Source organism: Pigmentiphaga litoralis (assembly GCF_014651835.1).
Lineage (GTDB): Bacteria > Pseudomonadota > Gammaproteobacteria > Burkholderiales > Burkholderiaceae_B > Pigmentiphaga > Pigmentiphaga litoralis.
In genome coordinates this window covers 996,571-1,018,625 of the sequence record NZ_BMXQ01000001.1, presented here as the reverse complement: position 1 = coordinate 1,018,625, position 22,055 = coordinate 996,571, and the positions used below count along the sequence as shown (strand labels likewise).

Here is a 22,055-nt window from a genome sequence, read left to right as displayed (position 1 = left end):
CTTTTTTTTCGTCCATTGATTTTTCATCGTCTTTACCGAGAATCCCGCATGGGCAAATGGCTGTTGCCCGAGAGCCTGGCAGATATTTTGCCGGCCGAGGCCCGGCGCATCGAAGAGTTGCGCCGACTCCTGCTAGACCTGTATCGCACCTACGGCTACGAGCTGGTCCTGCCGCCGCTGGTCGAATATCTCGACTCGCTGCTGTCGGGCAGTGGTGGCGATCTGGATCTGCACACGTTCAAGCTCGTCGACCAGCTTTCGGGCCGGTCGCTGGGCATTCGCGCCGACATGACGCCGCAGGTCACGCGCATTGACGCGCACCTGCTCAATCGCGCCGGCACGACGCGTCTGTGCTACTACGGCAGCGTGCTGCATACCTTGCCGCGGGGCCTGTGGGCCACGCGCGAGCCGCTGCAGATCGGCGCTGAAATCTACGGTCATGCCGGTCCGGAAGCCGATATCGAAGCGCTGCAGCTGGCGGTCGAAAGCGTCCGCCGCGCTGGCGTGCCGAGCTTTCGCGTCGACCTGAGTCATCTGGGTGTCGTCCAGGCGCTGCTCGACGCCGATCCGGCTGCCGCCGGCCTGTCGGACGTGATCTTCGGGCTGCTTCGCGACAAGGATGTGCCCGGCCTGGCCGCACTGGCCGGCCAGCTGCGTCCGGACACGGCCAAGGCGCTGACGACCTTGCCGACGCTGTATGGCGACCTGGATGTGCTGCAGCGTGCGCGCAAGGTGCTGCCGGCGTTGCCGCAGATTGCGCAGGCGCTCGACGCGCTGGCCACGCTGGGTCAGGCGCTGGGCGACCAGCAGGTGGGCGTGGACCTGGCCGACGTGCATGGATTCCAGTACCACACCGGCATCGTGTTCGCGGTGTATTGCCCGGGGTGGCCGAACGCCATCGTCCGGGGCGGCCGCTATGACGACGTGGGCGAGGTCTACGGCCGCGCCCGCCCGGCAACCGGTTTCAGCCTGGACCTGCGCGAACTGGCGGGGCTGTTGCCCGCGCCGATCGCCAGTCCGGCCATCAGCGCCCCATGGGGCCTGGAGCCGGCCCTGGTGCAGGCGGTCCGCACCTTGCGCGACGCCGGTCACATCGTCGTCCAGGTTCTTCCCGGCCACGAGCATGAGCAGCAGGAATTCCTGTGCGACCGTGCGTTGGTCTCGCGTGACGGCAATTGGCAGGTCGTGCCGCTGTCGTCCCCCCAGGCTGCGTCGTAGGCGCATCATCCTTATTTGAAATCTGAGCGCCCGTCGCGGGGCTTACTACAAGAGAAGCAGAATCAGCATGGCTAAGAATGTCGTCATTATCGGAACCCAGTGGGGCGACGAGGGCAAGGGCAAGATCGTCGACTGGCTGGCCGAGTCCGTCCAGGGCGTCGTGCGTTTCCAGGGCGGCCACAATGCGGGCCACACGCTGTGGATCGATGGCAAGAAAACCATCCTGCGCCTGATTCCGTCGGGCATCATGCATCCTGGCGTGACCTGCTACATCGGCAACGGTGTGGTCCTGTCGCCCGAAGCGCTGCTGCGCGAAATCGACGAACTCGAAGCCGCCGGCCTGGAAGTGCGCAAGCGTCTGCGTGTGTCCGAAGCCTGCCCGCTGATCCTGCCATATCACGTCGCGATCGACCAGGCGCGTGAAGCGCGCAAGGGCGATGCCAAGATCGGCACGACCGGCCGGGGTATCGGTCCCGCGTATGAAGACAAGGTGGCGCGCCGCGCCATCCGCGTGCAGGACCTGTACGATCCGGCCGCCTTCGACGCCAAGCTGGAAGAAGTGCTGGAATATCACAACTTCGTGCTGGTGAACTACCTGGGTGGCAAGGCTGTGGACGCAGCGCAGGTGCGCGACCAGGCCATGGCGCTGGCCCCGGTGCTCAAGCCGATGGTGGCTGACGTGGCCAACGAACTCTTCGAAGCTTCGGCGGCCGGCAAGCGCCTGCTGTTCGAAGGTGCGCAAGGCGCGCTGCTCGACGTCGATCACGGCACCTACCCATTCGTCACCAGCAGCAACTGCGTGGCCGGTGCGGCCTCGGCAGGTGCGGGTGTCGGTCCGCAAACGCTCGAATACGTGCTGGGCATTACCAAGGCCTACGCCACGCGCGTTGGTTCGGGTCCGTTCCCGACCGAGCTCGACGATGACGTCGGAGCGCACCTGGCCAAGGTCGGCAAGGAATTCGGTTCGGTCACGGGCCGTCCTCGCCGCTGTGGCTGGTTCGACGGCGCTGCCTTGAAGCGCTCGATCCGCCTGAACGGCATTTCGGGCCTGTGCATCACCAAGCTCGACGTGCTGGACGGTCTGGAAACAATCAAGCTGGGCGTGGGCTACAACGTCAATGGCGAGTTCCGCGACGTGCTGCCTTACGGCGCCGCCGCGGTGGCGAACAGCGAACCCGTGCTGGAAGAAATGCCTGGCTGGACCGAGTCCACCGTGGGCGTGACCGATTACGACAAGCTGCCCGTCAACGCGCAGAACTACCTGAAGCGTGTCAGCGAAGTCTGCGGCGTGGCCATCGACCTGGTGTCAACTGGTCCCGACCGCCTGGAAACCATCGTGCTGCGTCACCCGTTCAAGGCCTGAGCATTACCGGCCTCTCGTTTGATGCACCATGCCCCGGACCGGTTCCGGGGCCACTTTTTTATCGATAAGAATCAATAACGACATGTCAGAAGATAATGACAAGCACCTGTGGGTCAGCTGGGACAAGTATCACCACCTGATCGAGCAATTGGCCCTGACGGTGCATCAGTCGGGTTGGAAATTCGACCAGATCGTCTGTCTGGCGCGCGGCGGTGTGCGCGTCGGCGACGTACTGTCGCGGATTTTCGACGTTCCCCTCGGCATTCTCGCGACGAGCAGTTATCGCGAGGCCGCGGGTACGGAGCAGGGCGCATTGGACATCGCCCAGTTCATCACGATCACGCGTGGCTCGCTGGGCGGCAACGTCCTGCTGGTCGATGACATGGTCGACACGGGCAACACGTTCGACAAGGTCCATCAGCATCTGCTGTCGCAGTTCTCGGCCATTACCGAAATGCGCACCGCCGTGCTGTGGTTCAAAGGGCACTCCAAAGTCATGCCTGACTACTACGTCGACAAGCTGCCTACCAATCCCTGGATCCACCAGCCGTTCGAGGACTACGACACGCTCCGTCCTTTCCAGCTGGAAGCCTGGATCCGCAAGGGCGAGGCCGGTTGAACGGTCCTCTCGCATCCGCTGGCACCGCAGAGCCGGCGCGCTTCCCGCGGGCATCGCAAACTTCTATCTATCGAGTTGCCGCCCGCAGCGCAGGCACGGCTTGCCTGCGCAAGACGATACGAACGGTGTATTCTATTCAGGCCGGAAAAAATTACCGGTGGAACACTGTTCCTGGTACGCCTTGCAAAAGCTTGGCGTCTTCTTTTCACTTTTTGTTTGAGCAGCCTCTGCCCCTGGCCCCTTCGTCCATGAGCAACCCATTGCAAACACGTGGCTTCGATACGACGTCGAAACGCCGCGGGCTCCTGGACACCCTGGCTGTTGCACAAGGTAGGCGTGCAGACGCAAAAAAGCCCGTCATTGCGATGAACACATGTTCCTGGAACACGCGTTCAACCCAATGTACGGGCTACCTTGCTGCACTGTCGGCGCCGAAATCCAAATCAAACCAAGTGGATTTTGGGGGTCTGACGTCAGTTGGGAGTCAGTCTTTGCGCACTCAAACACTGCGCACCGACATTCCACTGCGTACCGACATGCGAATGACTGCAATTCGTTGGTGCCCAGAAGAGGACTCGAACCTCCACACCTTTCGGCACACGGACCTGAACCGTGCGCGTCTACCAATTCCGCCATCTGGGCACTGTTGTGATGAAACGTCCAACGCATTCGTTGGCGTCGCTCAACAACCTAGCCGCGCATTCTATAGAGATTTTTGACCTTTGACAAACCGATCGCATAACAATTCGCCCAACGCACCTCAGGACTACGATCCGGAAGTGCCGACCCGCGAAAAGATCCTGGCCACGCTGCGTGAAGCAGATGGCCCCCTGTCGCCGGATGACCTGGCGGCAACCCTGGGTGTCGACCCGCAAAGTATCGGCTTTCAGCGCCGCCTGGGCGCCATGGAGCGCGACGGGCAGCTGATGCCCAACCGCAAGGGCGTACTCCTGCTGGCCGACAAGCTCGACTTCATCGCGGGCCGCGTGCAGGGCCATCGGGACGGCTTCGGCTTCCTGATCCGCGACGACGGCAAGTCCGATATCTTCCTGACACCGAAGGAAATGCTGAAGGTCCTGCATGGGGACCGCGTCCTGGTGAAGCTGTCGGGCAACGACTATCGCGGCAAGCCCGACGGCATCATCGTCGAGGTGATCGAGCGTCGCACCAATCGACTGGTGGGCCGGTTCCTGAACGAGCGCGGCCTGTACATCGTCGTGCCGGAAGACCAGCGCATCAAGCACGACGTGTTGATTCACGAAAGCGACATTGGCGATGCGCAGCACGGCCAGGTCGTGATGGTCGAAATCGTCGAGCAGCCCACCCGCCACAGCCAGCCCATGGGGCGCGTGGTGGAGATCCTGGGCGAGATCGACGATCCCGGCATGGAAATCGAAATCGCGGTGCGCAAGTTCAATGTGCCGCATGAGTTTTCGGAAGCCGCGCTGGCGCAGGCCGCCAAGCTGCCGAACGAAGTGCGCCGTGGCGATCTGGCTGGGCGTATCGACCTGCGCGATGTGCCGCTGATCACGATCGACGGCGAAGACGCCCGCGACTTCGACGATGCCGTTTACTGCGAGCCCGTGGAGCTGGGCACCGGTACGCGCAAGCGTCCGGGCTGGCGCCTGATCGTGGCTATTGCCGACGTCGCGAACTATGTGGTGCCCGGCAACGCGCTGGACGTGGATGCGCTGGAGCGGTCGACCAGTGTGTACTTCCCGCGCCGCGTCATTCCGATGCTGCCCGAAAAGCTGTCCAACGGACTGTGTTCCCTGAACGAGCATGTCGACCGGCTGGTGCTGGTCTGCGACATGGTCATCCCGGCCACGGGTTCCAAGGCCGGCACCGTGCAGGCGTATCAGTTCTATAACGCGGTCATGCATTCGCATTCGCGCACCACCTACAACGAGGTATGGAGCGCGCTGCAAATGCCGCACGGCCCGGCTGCGCGCAAGCACGAACATGTGCTGCCGCAGATCGGCAACCTGTACCAGTTGTTCCTGGTGTTCCAGGAAGCGCGCAAGACGCGTGGCGCGATCGACTTCGATACTGTCGAAACCAAGATCGTGTGCAACGAAGTGGGCCGCATCGAAAGCATCGTTCCGTATGTGCGCAACGACGCCCACAAGGTGATCGAAGAGTGCATGCTGGCGGCCAATACCTGCGCGGCCGACTTCATGGAACGCAGCAAGCATCCGGGCCTGTTCCGTATTCATGAAGGCCCCACGCCTGAAAAGCTGCAGGCACTGCGTCAGTTCCTGAAAACCCTGGGTCTGTCGCTGGGTGGCGGTGACAAGCCGACGGCGGCGGATTATTCCGTCCTGCTGGCGAGCACCAAGGGCCGTCCCGACGCGCCGCTGCTGCAGACCATGTGCCTGCGGTCCATGCAGCAGGCCATGTACAGCCCCGACAACGCGGGGCACTTCGGCCTGTCGTATCCGGCCTATGCGCACTTCACGTCGCCGATCCGCCGCTATCCCGACTTGCTGACGCACCGCGTGATCAAGGCGCTGTTGCAAGCCAAGCGGTATGTGCCGCAGGCGCTGGACGGTGGCGCGCCGGTCGTGGCCGAAAGCATCAAGGAACACGAACATGCTTTGTGGGAAAAGCTGGGTCTGTTCTGCTCGAGCAACGAGCGCCGTGCCGACGACGCATCGCGCGACGTCGAAGCCTGGCTGAAGTGCTGGTTCGTCCGCGAAAAGGTGGGCGATGTGTTCAGCGGCACCGTGACGGGCGTGGCGACGTTTGGCGTCTTCGTGACGCTGGACGACCTGCATGTGGAAGGTCTGGTGCACGTGTCCGAACTGGGCGCAGAGTACTTCCAGTTCAACGACTCGCTGCACGAACTGCGTGGTGAACGGACCGGCATGCGCTATCGCCTGACCGACAAGGTGCAGGTACAGGTTGCACGGGTCGATCTGGAAGCGCGCCGCATCGAGTTCAAGCTCGTCAAGGGCGTGAGCTACGAGGGCATTCGCAAGGCGCTGGCCCGCGACGACAAGCCTGCCGATGAAGACAGCCGTCCGCGCAAGGCCGCGGCCCCCAAGCCTGCGGGCCTGAAGGGACAGACCTTGAAGGCGGCCCGCCGGCCGTCGGATGACGGAACGTCGGCCAAACCCGGCAAGCGGGCATCCGGCAACAAGCGGACCGCGCGCAAGCGTCACTGATCGCCTGGCCCCGCCCTGGGCGGGGTTTTGGTTTAATAGCACTGGACGGCGCTGCCTGAGCAGCGCCGCATGTTTTTCAGGAATCAAGATATGGCAGCCAGCCAGATACTGATCGGGTTCCACGCGGTGTCGGCGCGTTTGCGCTATGCCCCGGAATCGATCAAGGAACTTTACGTTGAAGCCATGCGCCGGGATCGCCGCATGCTTGCCCTTATTGAACAGGCGCAGGCCGTCGGCAAGTCCGCGCGCGCCGTCGGGATGGAGCGGCTCGAAGGCCTTGCCAAGGGGCAGCGCCACCAGGGCGTCGTTGCCCTGGCCGAATCGCTCGAACTGGCGATGGACATCGATGAAGTGCTCGATGACGCGACCGAACCGGCCTTCGTGCTGGTGCTGGACGGGGTGACCGATCCGCACAATCTGGGCGCCTGCCTGCGCACCGCCGATGGCGCGGGAGTGCAGGCAGTGATCGCGCCGCGCGACCGCGCCGTGGGCATCAATGCGACCGTGCAACGCGTGGCCTGCGGCGCCGCCGATACCGTGCCTTACCTGACCGTCACGAACCTGGCCCGCACCCTGCGCGCCCTGAAGGAGCGCGGCGTGTGGGTGGTCGGTACCGACGACGAAGCGGAAAAGTCGATCCATGACATCGACGCGTCGCAGCCCATTGCCTGGGTCCTGGGCGCCGAAGGCGAGGGCATGCGCCGCCTGACCCGCGAAACCTGCGACGAACTCGTGAACATCCCCATGGCGGGATCGATCGAAAGCCTGAACGTCAGCGTGGCGTCGGCGGTCTGCATGTACGAAACCGTGCGTCAGCGCGCGGCCAAGAAAGCAGGGAAGTAGGGCGGTCGGGTTTCATTTCGGAGAAGCGGCATATGCATTTCGGCAGCGACAACATGGCAGGGGCTTCGGCCCCCGTGCTGAAGGCCGTGATGGCCGCGAACGAAGGCGCCGTGTCGTCGTACGGGAACGATCCGTGGTGTGACGCGGCGCGTGCCCAGCTGGCCGGGATCTTCGAGCACGACGTCAAGGTGTTCTTTGCGAGCACCGGCACGGTCGCCAACTCGCTGGCCCTGGCCGCGCTGGTGCCCCCCTGGGGCGCGGTGCTGTGCCATCGGCAGGCCCACGTCCTGATGGACGAATCCAGTGCACCGGAATTCTTTACCGGGGGGGCACGCCTGGTCACCTTGCCGGGCGACGCACCCAAGGTCACGGCGGCCTCCTTGCGCCGCGGCCTGCGCGTGGCGCCGCATGCGCCCCACAACGTCGTGCCGCGCGCGCTGACGCTGACGCAGGCCAATGAAAACGGCCTGGTCTACACCCCGGACGAACTCGCGGAAATCGGCGCGACGGCGCGTCAGCTCGGGCTCAAGATTCACATGGACGGTGCCCGGTTCGCCAATGCGCTTGCGGCGCTCAACTGCGCACCGGCCGACATCACGTGGCGGGCAGGGGTGGACGTGTTGTGCCTGGGCGCTTCCAAGAACGGCGCGCTGATGGCTGAAGCCATCGTGTTTTTTGACGAAGCCGTCGCCGTCGACTTCGACTACCGCCTGAAGCGCGCCGGCCAGATGGCCGCCAAAGGGCGCTTTTTTGGCGCGCAGTTCGCGGGTTGGCTGACCGACGATCACTGGCTGCATCTGGCGGGGCATGCCAATGCCATGGCCCGGCAACTGTCGGACGGGCTCGCTGCCGTCCCGGGTGTGGAGCTTGTCTGGCCTACCGAAGCCAACGAGGTCTTTACCCTGATTCCGGCCTTGATGGCGGAACGGCTGCGGGCCGAAGGTGCAGTGTTCTACGACTGGTCGCCCGATGCCCTGCCAGAAGGGCGCGATATCGGCGATGACGAGGCCTATGTCAGATGGGTGTGTTCGTTCAACACACGGCAGGAAGAAGTGGACGAACTGCTGGCGCGCGCACGGTCAGTCTAGGTCCGTGTCGTTCCCGGCCCGGGCGCCCGCGCGGCACACACCGGGCGTGACGCCCGGGCGGCTACGCCACGAAGCGCGTCATACCTTTGGGCGGGCGGCAGAACGAGTACAGCGCCATGTCGGCCTGCGTGGCCAGTTCGATCGCCAGCGCGCTGGGCGCGGAAATCGTCGTCAGCGCCGGGTACCCCATCCGCGCGCACTTGCGCACCAATTCATAGCTTGCCCGGCTGGACATTGCGACGAAGCCATCGGGCACGGTGCCTCCGTCGGCTTCCTGCGCGAGCCAGCCTATCAGCTTGTCTAGCGCGTTATGCCGACCCACGTCTTCCATGACCTTGTACAGCGTGCCGTCGGGCAGGGCCCAGGCGGCCGCATGCACCCCACCGGTCAGGGCGTTCAGCGGCTGATGGTCGGGCAGGGCGGACATGGCGGACATGACGGTGTCCAGCGACAGGCCGCGCGTCCAGGCAGGCCGCGCGACGGGGCCGCTGTGCAGGTCCAGCGCCGCCAGGCTGTCGATGCCGCACAGGCCGCAACCGGTGCGCCCGGCCAGCGAACGGCGGCGGTCTTTCAACCTGGCAAATTCGGCTGACCCGATGCTCAGGTGGACTTCGATGCCCAGCGGACTGCCCTGCAGTTCGATGTCGCGGCAGGCCGCGATGCCATCCAGGATGCCTTCCGACAAGGCAAAGCCCAAGGCAAAGGCTTCCAGGTCGGCCGGGGTCGCCATCATCACCGCATGCGATATGCCGTTGAACACCAGGGCGATGGGGGTCTCTTCCGCCACCACGACATCGATGGCCGTTTCAGCCTCAGCCGTGGCGCGTTGCGCGGCGACCGTCCGGGAAGTCGGGACCGCGGTCAGATCGCCATAGGCTTCCTGACCCGCGCCGCCCTCGGTCGGGCCGATACCCCCCGGCGCGAACGCACAGGCCTGGAGGTCGGGTGACGTGGGAATATCGGTCATCGTCAAGGCTGCTGCAAGGCCTGGCGGCCCGCTGGCGTAATCGTGATGTTCCAGACGCCGTCCGTCTGTTCGACGCGCACCCAGCCCGGGCCGCGGCGGTTGCCAAAGCCATCGCCCATCAACGCCAATGCGCGCAGGACGACGCTGGCCCGTTCGCCCAGGCGTTTGGACAACCTGGGGAGCGAGACACCCGTGGGGTATTCCTGCAGGATGGCGAGTAGGGCTTCAGGCGAGGGTGTCTGCATCGGTGGTCGACGTCGAGTCGCTCCGGGCGTGGGCATGATGCGGCGTCAGCATGACCGGGATGGATTTCGAAGTTGGAGTGCGCGCCTGGTCGGCAAAGCTCGACAGGGGCACCAGGCCGTTCGTCTCGGGATAGTAGCTTGCGATGCAGCCACGCGGAATTGCGTATTCCACGAGCAGGAAACGATCGACGCGGCGCATGTTGCCATCGCCGTCGATGCTCGTCAGGTCCACCCAGTCGCCTGCCTTCATGCCCAGCGCCCGAATGTCGTCGGCATGAATGAACACGACGCGGCGATGGCCATACACGCCGCGATACCGGTCGTCCATGCCATAGATGGTCGTGTTGTACTGGTCGTGCGAGCGGACCGTGGCCAGATTGAACACCAGCCCGTCGGTCTGCCGGCGGGCCTGGTGGATCGGCAGGTCGCGCGGTATCGGTTGGGCAAAGAAGTTTGCCTTGCCGCTCGGGGTGTTCCACACGCGTTCGGACGCCGTATTGCGCAGGCGAAAGCCGCCCGGATGACGCAACCTGTCGTTGAAGCCGGCAAAGTCATCGAACACTTGTTCGATCAGCACGCGGATGCGGTCGTAGTCTTCGATCAGGCCCAGCCAGTCGATCCGGCTGTCGGGCAGGGTGGCCCTGGCCATGCGCGCAACGATGGCCGGTTCGGACAGCAGGTGGTCCGATGCAGGCGGGTTGATGCCCGACGACAGGTGCACCATGCTCATGGAATCTTCGACCGTCACGCCCTGGGCGCCGCCAGCCTGGATGTCGATTTCGGTGCGGCCCAGGCAGGGCAGGATCAACGCGTCCTTGCCATGCACCAGATGGCTGCGGTTGAGTTTGGTCGACACGTGCACGGTCAGGGCGCATTGACGCAATGCGGCTTCAGTCACTGCCGTATCCGGGGTGGCGCTGGCAAAGTTGCCGCCCATGCCGATAAAGACGCTGGCTTTGCCGTCGCGCATGGCTTCGATTGCTGCGATCGTGTCGAAACCGGCCGTGCGCGGCGTTTGAATGCCAAAGACCTTGTCAAGGCGATCCAGGAAGGCCGGCGACGGCTGTTCGTAGATGCCCATGGTGCGGTCGCCCTGAACGTTGCTGTGGCCACGCACCGGGCAGGCGCCGGCGCCCGGCCGGCCAATATGGCCGCGCAGCAGCAGCAGGTTGGTGATCATCTGGATCGTGGCGACCGAATGCTTGTGCTGCGTGATCCCCATGCCCCAACACGCGATCACGGCCTTGGCCGCGATATAGGTTTCACCCGTCGCCCGAAGCTGCGCTTCGGCCAGGCCCGATTCGGCCTCGATCGTTTCCCAGCTTTCAGAGCGAACGTCGGCTACGAAGGTATCGAAGCCGTTGGTGTGTTCGGCGATGAATGCCGTATCAAGCACGCGCGGCCGACCCCCGGCGACGGCGGCATCATCCGCCTCGATCACATGCTTGATGATTCCCTTGATGGCGGCCAGGTCGCCGCCGATCCGCAGCTGGTGATAGTCGGTACTGATGAAGTTGGCGCCCAGACCCAGCATTGCCATCGGGCTTTGCGGGTTCGCGAATCTTTCCAGCCCGCGTTCGCGCAGTGGATTGAACGACACGATACGGGCGCCGCGTTTGGCGGCTTCGCGCAGTTCACCCAGCATGCGCGGGTGATTGGTGCCCGGGTTCTGCCCGAAGATGAAGATCGCGTCGGCGCGCTCGAAGTCGTCCAGCGTGACCGTGCCTTTGCCAACGCCGATGCTGGCACGCATGCCGGTACCGCTTGGCTCGTGGCACATGTTTGAGCAGTCGGGAAAATTGTTGGTGCCGTATTCACGCACGAACAATTGATACAGGAACGCGGCTTCGTTGCTGGTGCGGCCCGACGTATAAAAAATGGCCTGGTCGGGATCGGGAAGGGCGCGCAGGTGGCGGCCGATCGTCGCGAAGGCATCGTCCCAGCTGACCGGCACATAGGTGTCCGATGCCGCATCGTAGGACAGGGGCTCGGTCAGGCGGCCCTGATCTTCCAGAAAGAAGTCGCTTTCCTTTAGCAAGGACGACACCGGGTGCTTCTTGAAGAAGTCGGCCGTCACCCGGCGCGACGTGGCCTCCGCAGCCACGGCCTTTACGCCGTTTTCACAGAACTCGAAGGTCGACGCATGATCCCTGTCGGGCCAGGCGCATCCTGGACAGTCAAAGCCGTCGGGCTGATTGGCCGACAACATGGTCTTGGCGCCCTTGGCGGCAATGCCGTGGCCCAGCAGTTGGGTCGCGACGCTTTTGAGCGCGCCCCAGCCGCCGGCCGGGTGGCGATAGAACTCGATCTTCTGGGTTTTCATGACGGTGCCTGTAGTTGCGCTGCGTGGCCCGGACGTCACGTGCCCGGGGAACAAACCCGGCGGCACGGTGTGGCCAGCAACCTCACATCTTAACGAATTGGCCGGGAAAACTGGCGAATTCCCCTGCGGCCGTGTCGCGCCGAGCAGGAGGTGCGCAGCAGTAGAGGCGGTGCTGTGGGGGGCGGTGAGGTCCGGGGTGCTGCGGGTTGTGCGGGACACTTCCAAAAAAAAAGCGACCCGCCGGGCCGCTCCATATCTTTTGCTTGAGCACGGCCACCAGGCCGTTTCAACGCCAGCGCGTCATCAGTTCATCAGGCGGCCGACGCTCGGCTTGCCTGGCACGACCGGCGTGTCAGGTGTGCGGCGACGCTGCTTGAACGGCCATGGGCTGCGGGTGGGGGCCGATGCTGCGCCTGCCGCCTGCGGCACGGGTTCGGCGGCGGCGAGGGATGCCGCCGACGCAGCTGCGGCGGCCGCTGCAGCGGATGCCGCTGACGCTGCGATGTTGGCCGCAATGTGGATCAGCGAAGTACGCAGCGAAGCGCGAGCTTCGGGAGCCGGGCGAGCCGCCTTCTGGCTGACCAGCAGCGCCTTGGCGACACCGCTTGCAGGCGGCGCTTGCCGGGTGCGCAGGCGGACCAGCGGTGCGGGCAGGCTCAAGCTGATGACCGGGTGCGCATTGGGCTTGGCAGGGTCGATCCGCTGCAACTGGACCGTATCAGCAAAGGGAGACTTGACCTGCAACTGCAGCGGCGCCGTCGACACAGCCGATGCGGGCAACTGGTCGTGGCTTGCCCCGGCGCTGAACAGGAATACGGGGCACCGCGACAGACGCCCAGCCAGCTGCAAGGTACGGATGACATTGGCGTCGGCCGCAGCCAGGGGAGGCATCCAGACCACGACCGCGCCAAAGATCGCATCTTGCAGGTCGGCTTCGATCGATGCCATGCCTTCGAGCGGCGACGCGCTGCGAACGATGCGGACATGGTTCAGATCGATGCCGTACTGGATCAGCGTGGGTGCATACGACAGGTAGGCAGGCACCAGCAAGGCCACGGTACGGCCGGTTTGCGTCAGCTGACGCAGGCACGGTGCCAGCAGGCGCAGTTCCCCCGCGCCATTGCGCGGGATCAGGATCTGCGTCACGCCGGCTGCGGGCCAGCCGCCATCGGGCAAGGCGGCGTCGAGCGTTGCAAAGCCGCTGTGTATGCCAGGGCGAGTCACGGTCATGGTCAATCTCCGGTTAGTGGAGGATGCCGGCGCGGATCAGACCGACGGCGATGCCTTCCACAGCAAAATCATCGCGGTCCCGGCTGACTTCGATAGGCTGGAAGTCGGGGTTTTCAGGCAGCAGTTGCAGGCCCGCGGAGGTGTGTTTGAGGCGTTTGACGGTGACCTCGTCGCCCAGTCGGGCCACGATGATCTGGCCGTCGCGGGCCTCGGTCGTTTTCTTGACGGCGAGCAGGTCGCCTTCCAGGATGCCGGCGTCACGCATGCTCAGCCCGCGTACTTTCAGGAGGTAATCCGGACGCATCGAAAAGAGGGCTTCGTCGACGCCTATGCTCTTGTCGATATGTTCGGCGGCAAGAATCGGGCTACCTGCCGCGACACGTCCGACCAGGGGCAACATCAGCTGGGCCAGCGCAGCAGGCAGCGCCAGCGGTTCAGCAACCGGTTCGTTGACCAGCCGGATACCCCGCGACGTACCTGCCGCGAGTTCGATCACGCCCTTGCGTGCGAGCGCCTTCAGGTGTTCTTCAGCCGCGTTGGGCGAACGAAAGCCCAGTTGCTTGGCGATTTCGGCACGGGTCGGGGGAAAGCCGGTAAGGCGGATGGCCTGACGGATCAGGTCGAGAATTTCTTGCTGACGGGCAGTAAGCTTGGGCATGGTTGCTCCGCAAAGGCCGCTGTAGCGGTAAAGACTAGCGGTAAGGACTAGTAGTACTGACTAGCGGTGAAGATGAACTGCCAGGGCAGAACGCCTGGATGAACGACAGGTCTGTACGTTTATCCAGTAGCTGTATTTTTATACAGTGTTTCGGTTTGCGCAAGTAAAAGATGGAAGCGTCGTCCACCCCGGGCCGGTGGCGCAACAGTCGACCGGAGCGCGGGACAGGTTCGTGCCGCCCGGCCTGGGCCTCGCCGAGGTGGGCCGGGTATCATCGCCCTAGTTTCGTCAGGTCTTTTCCCATGCCGCTTCATCGCATCCACCTTCTTGCCACCGGCGGCACGATCGCCGGTACGGCGGCGTCGCCGGCGCAAACCACCGGTTACGCTGCGGCAACGTTGCCGGTCGACCTGCTATGCAGCGCCGTGCCCGGCCTGGGCGATGTGGCACATCTGTCGACCGAGCAGGTGGCGGCCATCGATAGCAAGGATGCCGACCCTGCGTTCTGGCAGCGGCTGGCCGGCGCCGCCCAGGCCGCCCTGGATGATCACCATGTCGATGGCATCGTCATTAGCCACGGCACGGATACGTTGGAAGAAACCGCGTTTTATCTGCACCTGGTCCTGAAGTCCGCCAAACCGGTCGTCATGGTCGGCGCGATGCGGCCGGCCACGTCCCTGTCCGCCGACGGCCCGCTGAATCTGCTCAACGCGGTCCGTGTCGCTGCCGCCCACGATGCGGCGGGGCGAGGCGTCCTGGTCGTGATGAATCAGACGATCTTTGGTGCGCGCGATGTCGCCAAGACCAACTGCGTTCGAGCCGACGCGTTCGCGGCGCCCGACACCGGCCCTATGGGCCTGGTGCTGGATGCCCGGGTCGTGTGGCTGGCCCGGCCGCAGCGGGCCCACGGCCCGGCAACGCCGTTCGACGCGCAAACGCCGCTCGCGCCAGTGGACGTTCTCGTGGCCTATGCCGGCATGCCGGCACGTATGGTCGAGGCGGTGGTGCAGGGCGGGGCACGGGGTGTCGTCTTGGCCGGTGCGGGCAACGGGTCGGTCAGCGTCGCCATGCACGCGGCATTGCGTGAGGCCCGACAGGCCGGCGTGGCCGTGGTCCGCGCCAGCCGCACGGGCAGCGGGTATGTAATGCCGGGCGGGGGCTGCGACGATGTGGCCGATGGTTTTTGCACGGCGGATACCCTGTCGCCCTACAAGGCGCGAATACTGGCGATGCTGGCCCTGGGCGCGGGCTGCAGGCTGGAAGACCTCCAGGGCGTCTTCGAGACGTTCTGATCCGGCACGTTGTCTGATCCGAGACGTCCCGTGGGGCGGACCGAGCCAGGTGATGTCCACCCGGTGATGCCCAGCCGGTGATGCCCACGCGGTCGTGTTCACCCAGTCATGTTCACCCGCTGATACTCGCCAACCACTCGACGCTTGCTTTCTTGCCCTGCGTCAGCAATAATCATTGGCTAACCTTTGTCCGAATCCATGCCGCGCGTTTCAGCACGGTACCGCGTTCGACAAGCGACGGGCCGCAGGCCTCTGGTTCCAGCACCCACGGTGCAGGGCAAGGTTTCCAAGGCCAGATTTCGAAGGCCAGGTTTCCAAGGCTGGGCACCCCGTCAGGTTTGAGCACCCCGTTTTCAGGCGTGGATTTTTTGAATCCGCGCCCGCCGTCGGCGCCATGATGCGCCGCTCCGATCCCGCAAAGTGTCTGCGTTATCGATCTTGAGCCTGGCTCCGCGCCACGGTTTGACGATCGGTCAACCATGGATCGGATTTAACCCTTGTCCGCCTACAGACGCTGGCGGACTAACTCTCTTCGAAAGAAGGGTATCCACAAGGAGCTTCGATGCGTCACTACGAAGTGGTATTTATTGTTCACCCGGACCAGAGCGAACAGGTTCCGGCCATGGTCGAGCGTTACAAGACGCTGATTACCGGCCAAGAAGGCGTCATTCACCGCCTGGAAGATTGGGGCCGCCGCCAACTGGCATACCCGATCCAGAAGCTCGTGAAGGCGCACTACGTGTGCATGAACATCGAGTGCAATCAAGCCACGCTCGACGAAATTGAACACGCTTTCCGCTACAACGACGCCGTGCTGCGTCACCTGGTCGTGAAGCTGAAGAAAGCTGAAACCGCTCCGTCGCCGATGATGAAGATCGTCGAGCGCGAAGAGGCTCGCAAGGTTTCTTCCGAACCCGCCCAAGCCGAGGCTTGAGCGCAGGTTCCACACCGGAACACAGGTCGATGTCCTATCCCTGCGCCTGGCGCCAGCCTGACGTGATGGTCAGGCGCCAGGCGGCAGCGCGTTGAACCGGGTTCAATTGACGGCGGAAGTCGTCGAATGCAAGCCACTCAGGTACACCCCCGCCGGGATTCCGGTGCTGGAACTGATGCTTGCGCATGAATCGGAAGTCATGGAGGGCGGCAGAGCACGCCGCGTCGACATGACGGTCAACGCACTGGCCATTGGAGATCTGGCTCGCTCGCTCGAACGCACGGCGCTCGGCAAGCGGATGCAGATCCAGGGATTTCTGGCAGCGACCCGGAAAGGGTCAAGCAGATTGAGGTTGCACATTCAGCAGGCGGTCACGGTGGCGCACAGCGCGACTGACCCGGCTGCGGCAGCCCCGGTCTCAGGTAATGAAACAGATTGAATACCCGAGGGGTACATCATGGCCGCATTTGGCAAACGGAAAGAAAAGAAGAAGTTTGGTCAACAAAACCCGCTGTTCAAGCGTCGCAAGTTCTGCCGCTTCTCGGCAGCGGGTGTTGACCAGATCGATTACAAAGATGTCGACGTGCTGCGCGACTTCATCCAGGAAAACGGCAAGATCATTCCTGCTCGTTTGACGGGTACGAAGGCGCACTACCAGCGTCAGCTGGACACGGCCATCAAGCGTGCGCGTTTCCTCGCGCTGCTGGCCTACACCGACAACCACAACAGCTGATTGGCGGGAGCACATTATGCAAATCATCTTGCTTGAAAAAGTCATCAACCTCGGCGGTCTGGGCGATGTGGTCAAGGTCAAGAACGGCTATGCCCGTAACTTCCTGATCCCGCAAAAGAAAGCCAAGCGTGCCACGCAAGTCGCTCTGGCTGAATTCGAAGCCAAGCGCGCTGAATTGGAAAAGGCGCAAGCCGAGAAGCTCGCCGCCGCGCAATCGGTAGGCAGCAACCTGGAAGGCCAGACCGTCCGTATCTCGCAGAAAGCCGGCGTCGACGGCCGTCTGTTCGGTTCGGTCACCAATGCTGACGTGGCGCAAGCCCTGCAGCAGAATGGTTTCCCCAGCGTGGAAAAGGGCATGGTTCGCATGCCCAACGGCCCGCTGAAGACCATTGGCGAGTTTCCGCTGGAAGTGGCTCTGCACACCGACGTGACGGCCAACGTCACCGTCATCGTGTCGGGCGAAGGCTGATCGGCCTGCTCGCAGGAACGAGGCGGCTGCGGCAGCCGCTGCGCAGGCAGCCTCGCTTCATGTGATGAAAAATACCGGCTTCAGGCCGGTATTTTTTCGTCTGCAGATCGTCGTCGGATCGTCTGCCATGTCGTCTGCAGTGCCCTGGGCAGGTCCGTCGACGCCGTCCAGGCCGGCAAGCAGGTGGCCGCCTTGCGTCGGACGGCCCCGCGTTACCCCATCAGATCGGCAAGCGTCAGCGCGACCACGCACGTCGCCTTGCGCAGATCTTCCAGGCGCAGGTTCTCGTCGGTGTTATGCCCGCGCGCTTCCATCAGCGTTCGTGGCCCGGCGCCATACAGCACGGTCGGGACGCCTTTCGCGGCATAGTGCCGCGCGTCGGTGTACAGCGGCGCGCCGTGCACCGGCACGTCCACGTTCATGATCTGCGTCGCCCGAGCCTTCAGGGCTGCGATCAGCGGCGCTGCGGCGGGCAATTCGAGCAGCGGCTCAGCCAGCAACACGCGCGTGATCGTGACTTCGATGCCGGGCGCGGCTTCGACGGCATCTTGGATGATGCGTCGCAGCTCCCCCTCGGCGTCGAACCCCGCCTCTTCGGGAATCATCCGCCGGTCGATCCGCATCGTGACGCGGTCCGGCACCACATTGGTATTGATGCCGCCGTGAATGAGGCCGACGTTCAGCGTCGCGCAGTCAATGCCAGGCACACGTGACCGTTGCCCCGCCAACTGCCGCCGGTAGGCATACAGCGCCTGCAGCACGTGCGTGGCGCCTTCCAGCGCGTCGATCCCGGTATGCGGCATGGCGGCGTGCGCCTGCTTGCCGATGACCTCGACTTCCAGGTGCAGGCATCCGTTGTGGGCCGACGTGATCCCATAGGCGAATCCGGCCGCGATCGCGTAGTCCGGCTGGGTCAGGCCCTGGTCCAGCAGCCACTTGGGACCGACTTCACCCCCCGTTTCCTCGTCGTAGGTAAAGTGGAGTTCCACCGCGCCGTTGAGCGGCATCCCGCGCGATTCGGCGTCGATCAGGGCCAGCAGTGCCCAGGTGTAGGTGGCGAAGTCCGATTTGGATACCGCCACCCCGCGGCCGACCATGGCGGCTCCTTCAGGCGGGGTGACGATGTCGCCACCGTAGGGATCATGGGTCCATCCCTGGCCGGGCGGGACCACATCGCCGTGCGCGTTTAAGGCAATCTTCGGCCCGTCCTGACCGAAGGTGTGGCGCACGATCAGGTTCACCGCCGACTGCATGCCGACCGCCGTCAGCGCGTCCGCAGGCACCGGGTGGGTCTCGACCGTCAGCCCCAGCGCTTCCAGCCGGGCCCGCGCGGCCTCGCCATGCGGCTGGCAGTCGCCCGGAGGGTTGTCAGAGGGAACCTGGACGAGCGCCTTCAGGAAGGCGATCTGCTCGGGATGGTGGCGATCGATAAAGTCGATCAGGCTTGCGCACGTGGGATCTAGGGTAAGCGTCATGGTGAGGGTCTCATCAGGTGCCAACGCAGCAATCAAAGCAGGATCGAAGCAGGAACGCAGGCCCCGCTGCCGGGTGAGTTTCCCCGCATAGGCCGCGAGGATTCGCAGCAACGATACGCCTGCGGGAACGCGCGCGCCTATCCGGCCTTGCCCTGCGGCGGGTTTCTCCGGTGCGCAAGGGGGCAGGTACACTGTCGACCTCAAGGCCGAATCGCAGGCCGGGTTCGATGTCAAGGTTGTGCCTCCTGAATGAATGCTCCAGATCCCCAGATTGAAAACCTCCGTATTCCCCCGCATTCCGTCGAGGCGGAACAGTCCGTCCTGGGCGGCCTGCTGCTGGACAACGCCGCGTGGGACCGAATTGCCGATGTCGTGAAAGAAGACGACTTCTACCGTTTCGATCACCGCATCATTTACCAGCACATTGCGCGGCTGATCGCGCTGGCTCGTCCGGCCGACGTGATCACCGTGTATGAATCCCTGCAGACGTCGGGCAAGGCAGAAGACGCCGGCGGCCTGGCCTATCTGAACTCGCTCGCGCAGAACACGCCGTCCGCCGCCAACATCCGGCGCTACGGCGAGATCGTTCGTGACCGCTCCGTGCTGCGCAAGCTGGTGACGGTGGCCGATGACATTTCGTCGGGCGCCTTCAATCCCCAAGGCAAGGACACCCGGCAACTGCTGGACGAGGCCGAGTCCAAGATCTTCCAGATCGCGGAAGAGGGCGCCCGTGGCGCCGGCGGCTGGCAGGAACTGCAGCCCTTGCTGACCAAGGTGGTCGAACGGATCGACGAGCTGTACCACCGCGACAGCACGTCGGACGTCACCGGCATATCGACCGGGTTTTCGGACCTGGACAAGATGACGTCGGGCCTGCAAGCCGGCGACCTGATCATCGTTGCGGGCCGTCCGTCGATGGGCAAGACGGCGTTTTCGATCAATATCGGCGAAAACGTCGCGGTGGATCAGGGACTGCCGGTCGCCGTGTTTTCCATGGAAATGGGCGCGTCCCAACTGGCAATGCGGGTGCTCGGATCGATTGGCTACCTGGACCAGCACCGCCTGCGGACCGGCAAGCTGCTGGACGAGGACTGGCCAAACCTGACCCACGCCATCACCAAGATGCAGGACACGCAGCTGTACATCGACGAGACGCCTGCGCTGACGTCGATGGAAGTGCGAGCCCGGGCACGCCGCCTGGCGCGGCAATGCGGCACGCTTGGACTCATCATCATCGACTACCTGCAGTTGATGTCGGGCAATACCAGCGGCGAAAACCGCGCAACCGAAATTTCCGAAATCAGCCGGTCGCTGAAGGGCCTGGCCAAGGAACTGGGATGCCCGCTGATCGCGCTGTCCCAGCTCAACCGAAGCCTGGAACAACGCCCGAACAAGCGGCCCGTGATGAGCGATCTGCGTGAATCGGGCGCTATCGAGCAGGACGCGGACGTGATCCTGTTCATTTACCGCGACGAGGTCTACAACCCGGATACGCCGGACAAGGGCACGGCCGAGATCATCATCGGCAAGCAGCGGAACGGGCCGATCGGCACGGTGCGGCTGACCTGGCAGGGGCAGTACACCAAGTTCCAGAACTTCTCGGCCGCGCAATACTGACCGCGGTCCCAGGCAACACACAGGAAGAAACACGCACATTGCTGCCGGCTCCGGCATGAAGCTCTGCTAAACTGCGCCCGGTTTTAAACGCGTCACATAACTGTCATATGACGCAATGAGAGGACGCGATGTTTGCACGCTTCATGCCTAAAGAGGCACGTTTTTTCGATATGTTCGTGGCCCACGCCGATCTGTGCAAACAGGGCAGCCGCGAACTCGTTGCGCTGTTGGCCAATCTGAAAGACGCCGACGTCCGCATCAAGAATATCGAGACGCTGGAAAAGAAAGCCGACAAGATCACGCACGACACGGTCGATCTGTTGCACAAGAGCTTCATCACGCCGCTCGATCGTGACCAGATCCACACCCTCATTACCACCATGGACGACATTCTCGACCTGATGGAAGACGTGGGGCAGTGCATCACCTTGTATGACGTGCGCAGCGTCACCCCCGACGCCTGCGCCCTGGCCGAGATCGGCGTGCAGTGCTGTGACCGTATTTTCATGGTCGTGAGCCTGATGCACGATCTGACCGACACCGAAAGCATCATGAAGATCTGCGGCGAGATCGATCGCCTGGAATCCGATGCCGATCGCGTCATGCGCCGCGGCATGGGACGCCTGTTCCGTGACGAAGCCGACACCCGCCAGCTGATCAAGATGAAGGCGGTGTACGAGATGCTGGAAGAGATCACCGACCGCTGCGAAGACGTTGCGAACCTGATTGAGGGCATCGTCCTCGAGAACGCCTGAGGCGATCGAGACCATGGATACGCTCCACATCAGTCTCACCACGCTCGTCTTGCTGGTCGGATTGGCGCTGATTTTCGACTTCATGAACGGGTTTCATGATGCCGCCAACTCGATCGCCACGGTCGTCTCGACCGGCGTGCTGAAGCCGCATCACGCCGTGGCCTTTGCCGCGTTCTTCAACTTCGTGGCGCTGTTCATCTTCCACCTGAAGGTCGCGGCCACGGTCGGAAAGGGCATCATCGACCCGGGCCTGGTGGATCACTACGTGATTTTTGCCGCATTGATCGGCGCCATCGCGTGGAACGTGATCACCTGGTACTTCGGCATTCCGTCGTCGTCGTCGCATGCGCTGATCGGCGGCATCGTGGGCGCGGGCCTGGCCAGCGCTGGCCCCGCTGCGCTGGCGGGCTCGGAAATCCTGTACGTGGTCGCCTTCATCGTGATCTCGCCGCTCATGGGCTTCTTCCTGGGCGGTCTGCTGATGCTGATCGTGTCCTGGATGATGGTGGGGGTCAAGCCGCTGAAGGTGGACAAGTGGTTCCGCCGCCTGCAGCTGGTGTCGGCCGGCCTGTACAGCCTGGGCCACGGCGGCAACGACGCGCAAAAGACCATCGGCATCATCTGGCTGCTGCTGATTGCCGCCAACGTGCCGGGCGCTCGCGAGGAAGTGCCGGCGTGGGTCGTGATCAGCTGTTATGTCGCCATTGCACTGGGCACGATGTTCGGCGGCTGGCGCATCGTCAAGACCATGGGCCAGAAGATCACCAAGCTCAAGCCGGTGGGCGGTTTCTGCGCCGAGTCGGGTGGGGCGCTCACGCTGTTTCTGGCGGCCATTCTGGGTATTCCGGTGTCGACGACGCACACGATCACCGGCGCCATTGTCGGCGTCGGCACGACCCGCAAGTTCAGCGCCGTGCGCTGGGGCCTGGCGGGCAACATTGTGTGGGCGTGGATACTGACCATTCCGGCATCGGCCCTGGTGGCCGCCGGGGCGTGGTGGGTCGGCAAGGCCTTGTTCTAAGGGCGGTGCGCTGACGCAACATTCAGGATAGACCCCAG

General features: G+C 63.8%; 20 protein-coding genes and 1 tRNA gene. 14 read left to right on the top strand and 7 right to left on the bottom strand.

Annotated elements, in window-relative coordinates:
* The first annotated feature begins 48 nt into the window (after positions 1-48).
* The 3 genes from IE116_RS04435 to IE116_RS04425 all read left to right on the top strand — a co-directional run bounded on the left by IE116_RS04435 (position 49) and on the right by IE116_RS04425 (position 3,200).
* Complete coding sequence (locus IE116_RS04435) at positions 49-1,218, top strand: ATP phosphoribosyltransferase regulatory subunit (protein WP_189610120.1); 1,170 nt, start codon at positions 49-51, stop codon at positions 1,216-1,218.
* Between the two features lie 67 nt (positions 1,219-1,285).
* The gene (locus IE116_RS04430) at positions 1,286-2,581 is read left to right on the top strand and encodes an adenylosuccinate synthase (RefSeq protein ID WP_189610118.1); all 1,296 of its coding nucleotides are present in this window, start codon (positions 1,286-1,288) and stop codon (positions 2,579-2,581) included.
* Between the two features lie 82 nt (positions 2,582-2,663).
* A complete protein-coding gene (locus IE116_RS04425) occupies positions 2,664-3,200 on the top strand; it encodes a phosphoribosyltransferase (protein WP_189610115.1) in 537 nt (178 codons plus the stop codon).
* Between the two features lie 557 nt (positions 3,201-3,757).
* Here the strand turns inward: IE116_RS04425 and IE116_RS04420 are convergent.
* Positions 3,758-3,842 (bottom strand) — tRNA-Leu (locus IE116_RS04420).
* 80 nt (positions 3,843-3,922) lie between these two features.
* On the opposite strand from IE116_RS04420, the gene rnr reads away from it, so the two are divergent.
* From rnr to IE116_RS04405, 3 genes are all read left to right on the top strand, one after another.
* On the top strand, positions 3,923-6,367 hold the full coding sequence (gene rnr / locus IE116_RS04415; protein ID WP_189610113.1) for a ribonuclease R: 2,445 nt from the start codon (positions 3,923-3,925) through the stop codon (positions 6,365-6,367).
* 90 nt (positions 6,368-6,457) lie between these two features.
* The gene (gene rlmB, locus IE116_RS04410; RefSeq protein WP_189610111.1) at positions 6,458-7,210 is read left to right on the top strand and encodes a 23S rRNA (guanosine(2251)-2'-O)-methyltransferase RlmB; all 753 of its coding nucleotides are present in this window, start codon (positions 6,458-6,460) and stop codon (positions 7,208-7,210) included.
* Positions 7,211-7,242: 32 nt separating this feature from the next.
* Complete coding sequence (locus tag IE116_RS04405; RefSeq protein WP_189610109.1) at positions 7,243-8,298, top strand: threonine aldolase family protein; 1,056 nt, start codon at positions 7,243-7,245, stop codon at positions 8,296-8,298.
* A gap of 61 nt (positions 8,299-8,359) precedes the next feature.
* Here the strand turns inward: IE116_RS04405 and fdhD are convergent, their stop codons facing one another.
* The 5 genes from fdhD to lexA form a co-directional block, all read right to left on the bottom strand.
* Complete coding sequence (gene fdhD, locus IE116_RS04400) at positions 8,360-9,265, bottom strand: formate dehydrogenase accessory sulfurtransferase FdhD (protein WP_189610107.1); 906 nt, start codon at positions 9,263-9,265, stop codon at positions 8,360-8,362.
* Positions 9,266-9,267: 2 nt separating this feature from the next.
* The gene (locus IE116_RS04395; protein ID WP_179587602.1) at positions 9,268-9,510 is read right to left on the bottom strand and encodes a hypothetical protein; all 243 of its coding nucleotides are present in this window, start codon (positions 9,508-9,510) and stop codon (positions 9,268-9,270) included.
* The gene (locus IE116_RS04390) at positions 9,491-11,833 is read right to left on the bottom strand and encodes an FdhF/YdeP family oxidoreductase (RefSeq protein ID WP_189610104.1); all 2,343 of its coding nucleotides are present in this window, start codon (positions 11,831-11,833) and stop codon (positions 9,491-9,493) included. Before IE116_RS04390 ends, IE116_RS04395 begins: the two co-directional genes overlap by 20 nt.
* 303 nt (positions 11,834-12,136) lie before the next feature.
* Positions 12,137-13,063 carry a hypothetical protein gene (locus tag IE116_RS04385; protein ID WP_189610102.1) on the bottom strand — a complete coding sequence of 309 codons (927 nt, stop codon included), beginning with the start codon at positions 13,061-13,063 and terminating at the stop codon, positions 12,137-12,139.
* Positions 13,064-13,076: 13 nt separating this feature from the next.
* Positions 13,077-13,721, bottom strand: a complete 645-nt coding sequence (gene lexA / locus IE116_RS04380; protein ID WP_179587605.1) for a transcriptional repressor LexA — start codon at positions 13,719-13,721, stop codon at positions 13,077-13,079.
* Positions 13,722-14,023: 302 nt separating this feature from the next.
* Here lexA and IE116_RS04375 point away from each other — a divergent pair, with 302 nt between their 5' ends.
* The 5 genes from IE116_RS04375 (at position 14,024) to rplI (ending at position 17,149) form a co-directional block, all read left to right on the top strand.
* On the top strand, positions 14,024-15,013 hold the full coding sequence (locus IE116_RS04375; RefSeq protein ID WP_189610100.1) for an asparaginase: 990 nt from the start codon (positions 14,024-14,026) through the stop codon (positions 15,011-15,013).
* 562 nt (positions 15,014-15,575) lie between these two features.
* A complete protein-coding gene (gene rpsF, locus IE116_RS04370) occupies positions 15,576-15,947 on the top strand; it encodes a 30S ribosomal protein S6 (protein WP_189610098.1) in 372 nt (123 codons plus the stop codon).
* Positions 15,948-16,038: 91 nt separating this feature from the next.
* A complete protein-coding gene (gene priB / locus IE116_RS04365) occupies positions 16,039-16,386 on the top strand; it encodes a primosomal replication protein N (protein ID WP_189610096.1) in 348 nt (115 codons plus the stop codon).
* An 18-nt stretch (positions 16,387-16,404) separates the two neighbouring features.
* On the top strand, positions 16,405-16,680 hold the full coding sequence (gene rpsR / locus IE116_RS04360) for a 30S ribosomal protein S18 (protein ID WP_179587608.1): 276 nt from the start codon (positions 16,405-16,407) through the stop codon (positions 16,678-16,680).
* Positions 16,681-16,696: 16 nt separating this feature from the next.
* A complete protein-coding gene (rplI, locus tag IE116_RS04355; RefSeq protein WP_189610094.1) occupies positions 16,697-17,149 on the top strand; it encodes a 50S ribosomal protein L9 in 453 nt (150 codons plus the stop codon).
* 212 nt (positions 17,150-17,361) lie between these two features.
* Here rplI and IE116_RS04350 read toward each other — a convergent pair whose 3' ends face one another.
* Entirely contained in the window at positions 17,362-18,624 is a 1,263-nt protein-coding gene (locus tag IE116_RS04350) for a M20/M25/M40 family metallo-hydrolase (RefSeq protein ID WP_189614435.1), read from the bottom strand.
* Between the two features lie 249 nt (positions 18,625-18,873).
* Between IE116_RS04350 and IE116_RS04345 the strand changes: the two genes are divergently transcribed.
* From IE116_RS04345 to IE116_RS04335, 3 genes are all read left to right on the top strand, one after another.
* Complete coding sequence (locus IE116_RS04345; RefSeq protein WP_189610091.1) at positions 18,874-20,241, top strand: replicative DNA helicase; 1,368 nt, start codon at positions 18,874-18,876, stop codon at positions 20,239-20,241.
* 128 nt (positions 20,242-20,369) lie between these two features.
* Entirely contained in the window at positions 20,370-20,996 is a 627-nt protein-coding gene (locus tag IE116_RS04340) for a DUF47 domain-containing protein (RefSeq protein WP_189610089.1), read from the top strand.
* A gap of 13 nt (positions 20,997-21,009) precedes the next feature.
* Entirely contained in the window at positions 21,010-22,017 is a 1,008-nt protein-coding gene (locus IE116_RS04335; RefSeq protein ID WP_189610087.1) for an inorganic phosphate transporter, read from the top strand.
* Positions 22,018-22,055: the final 38 nt, after the last annotated feature.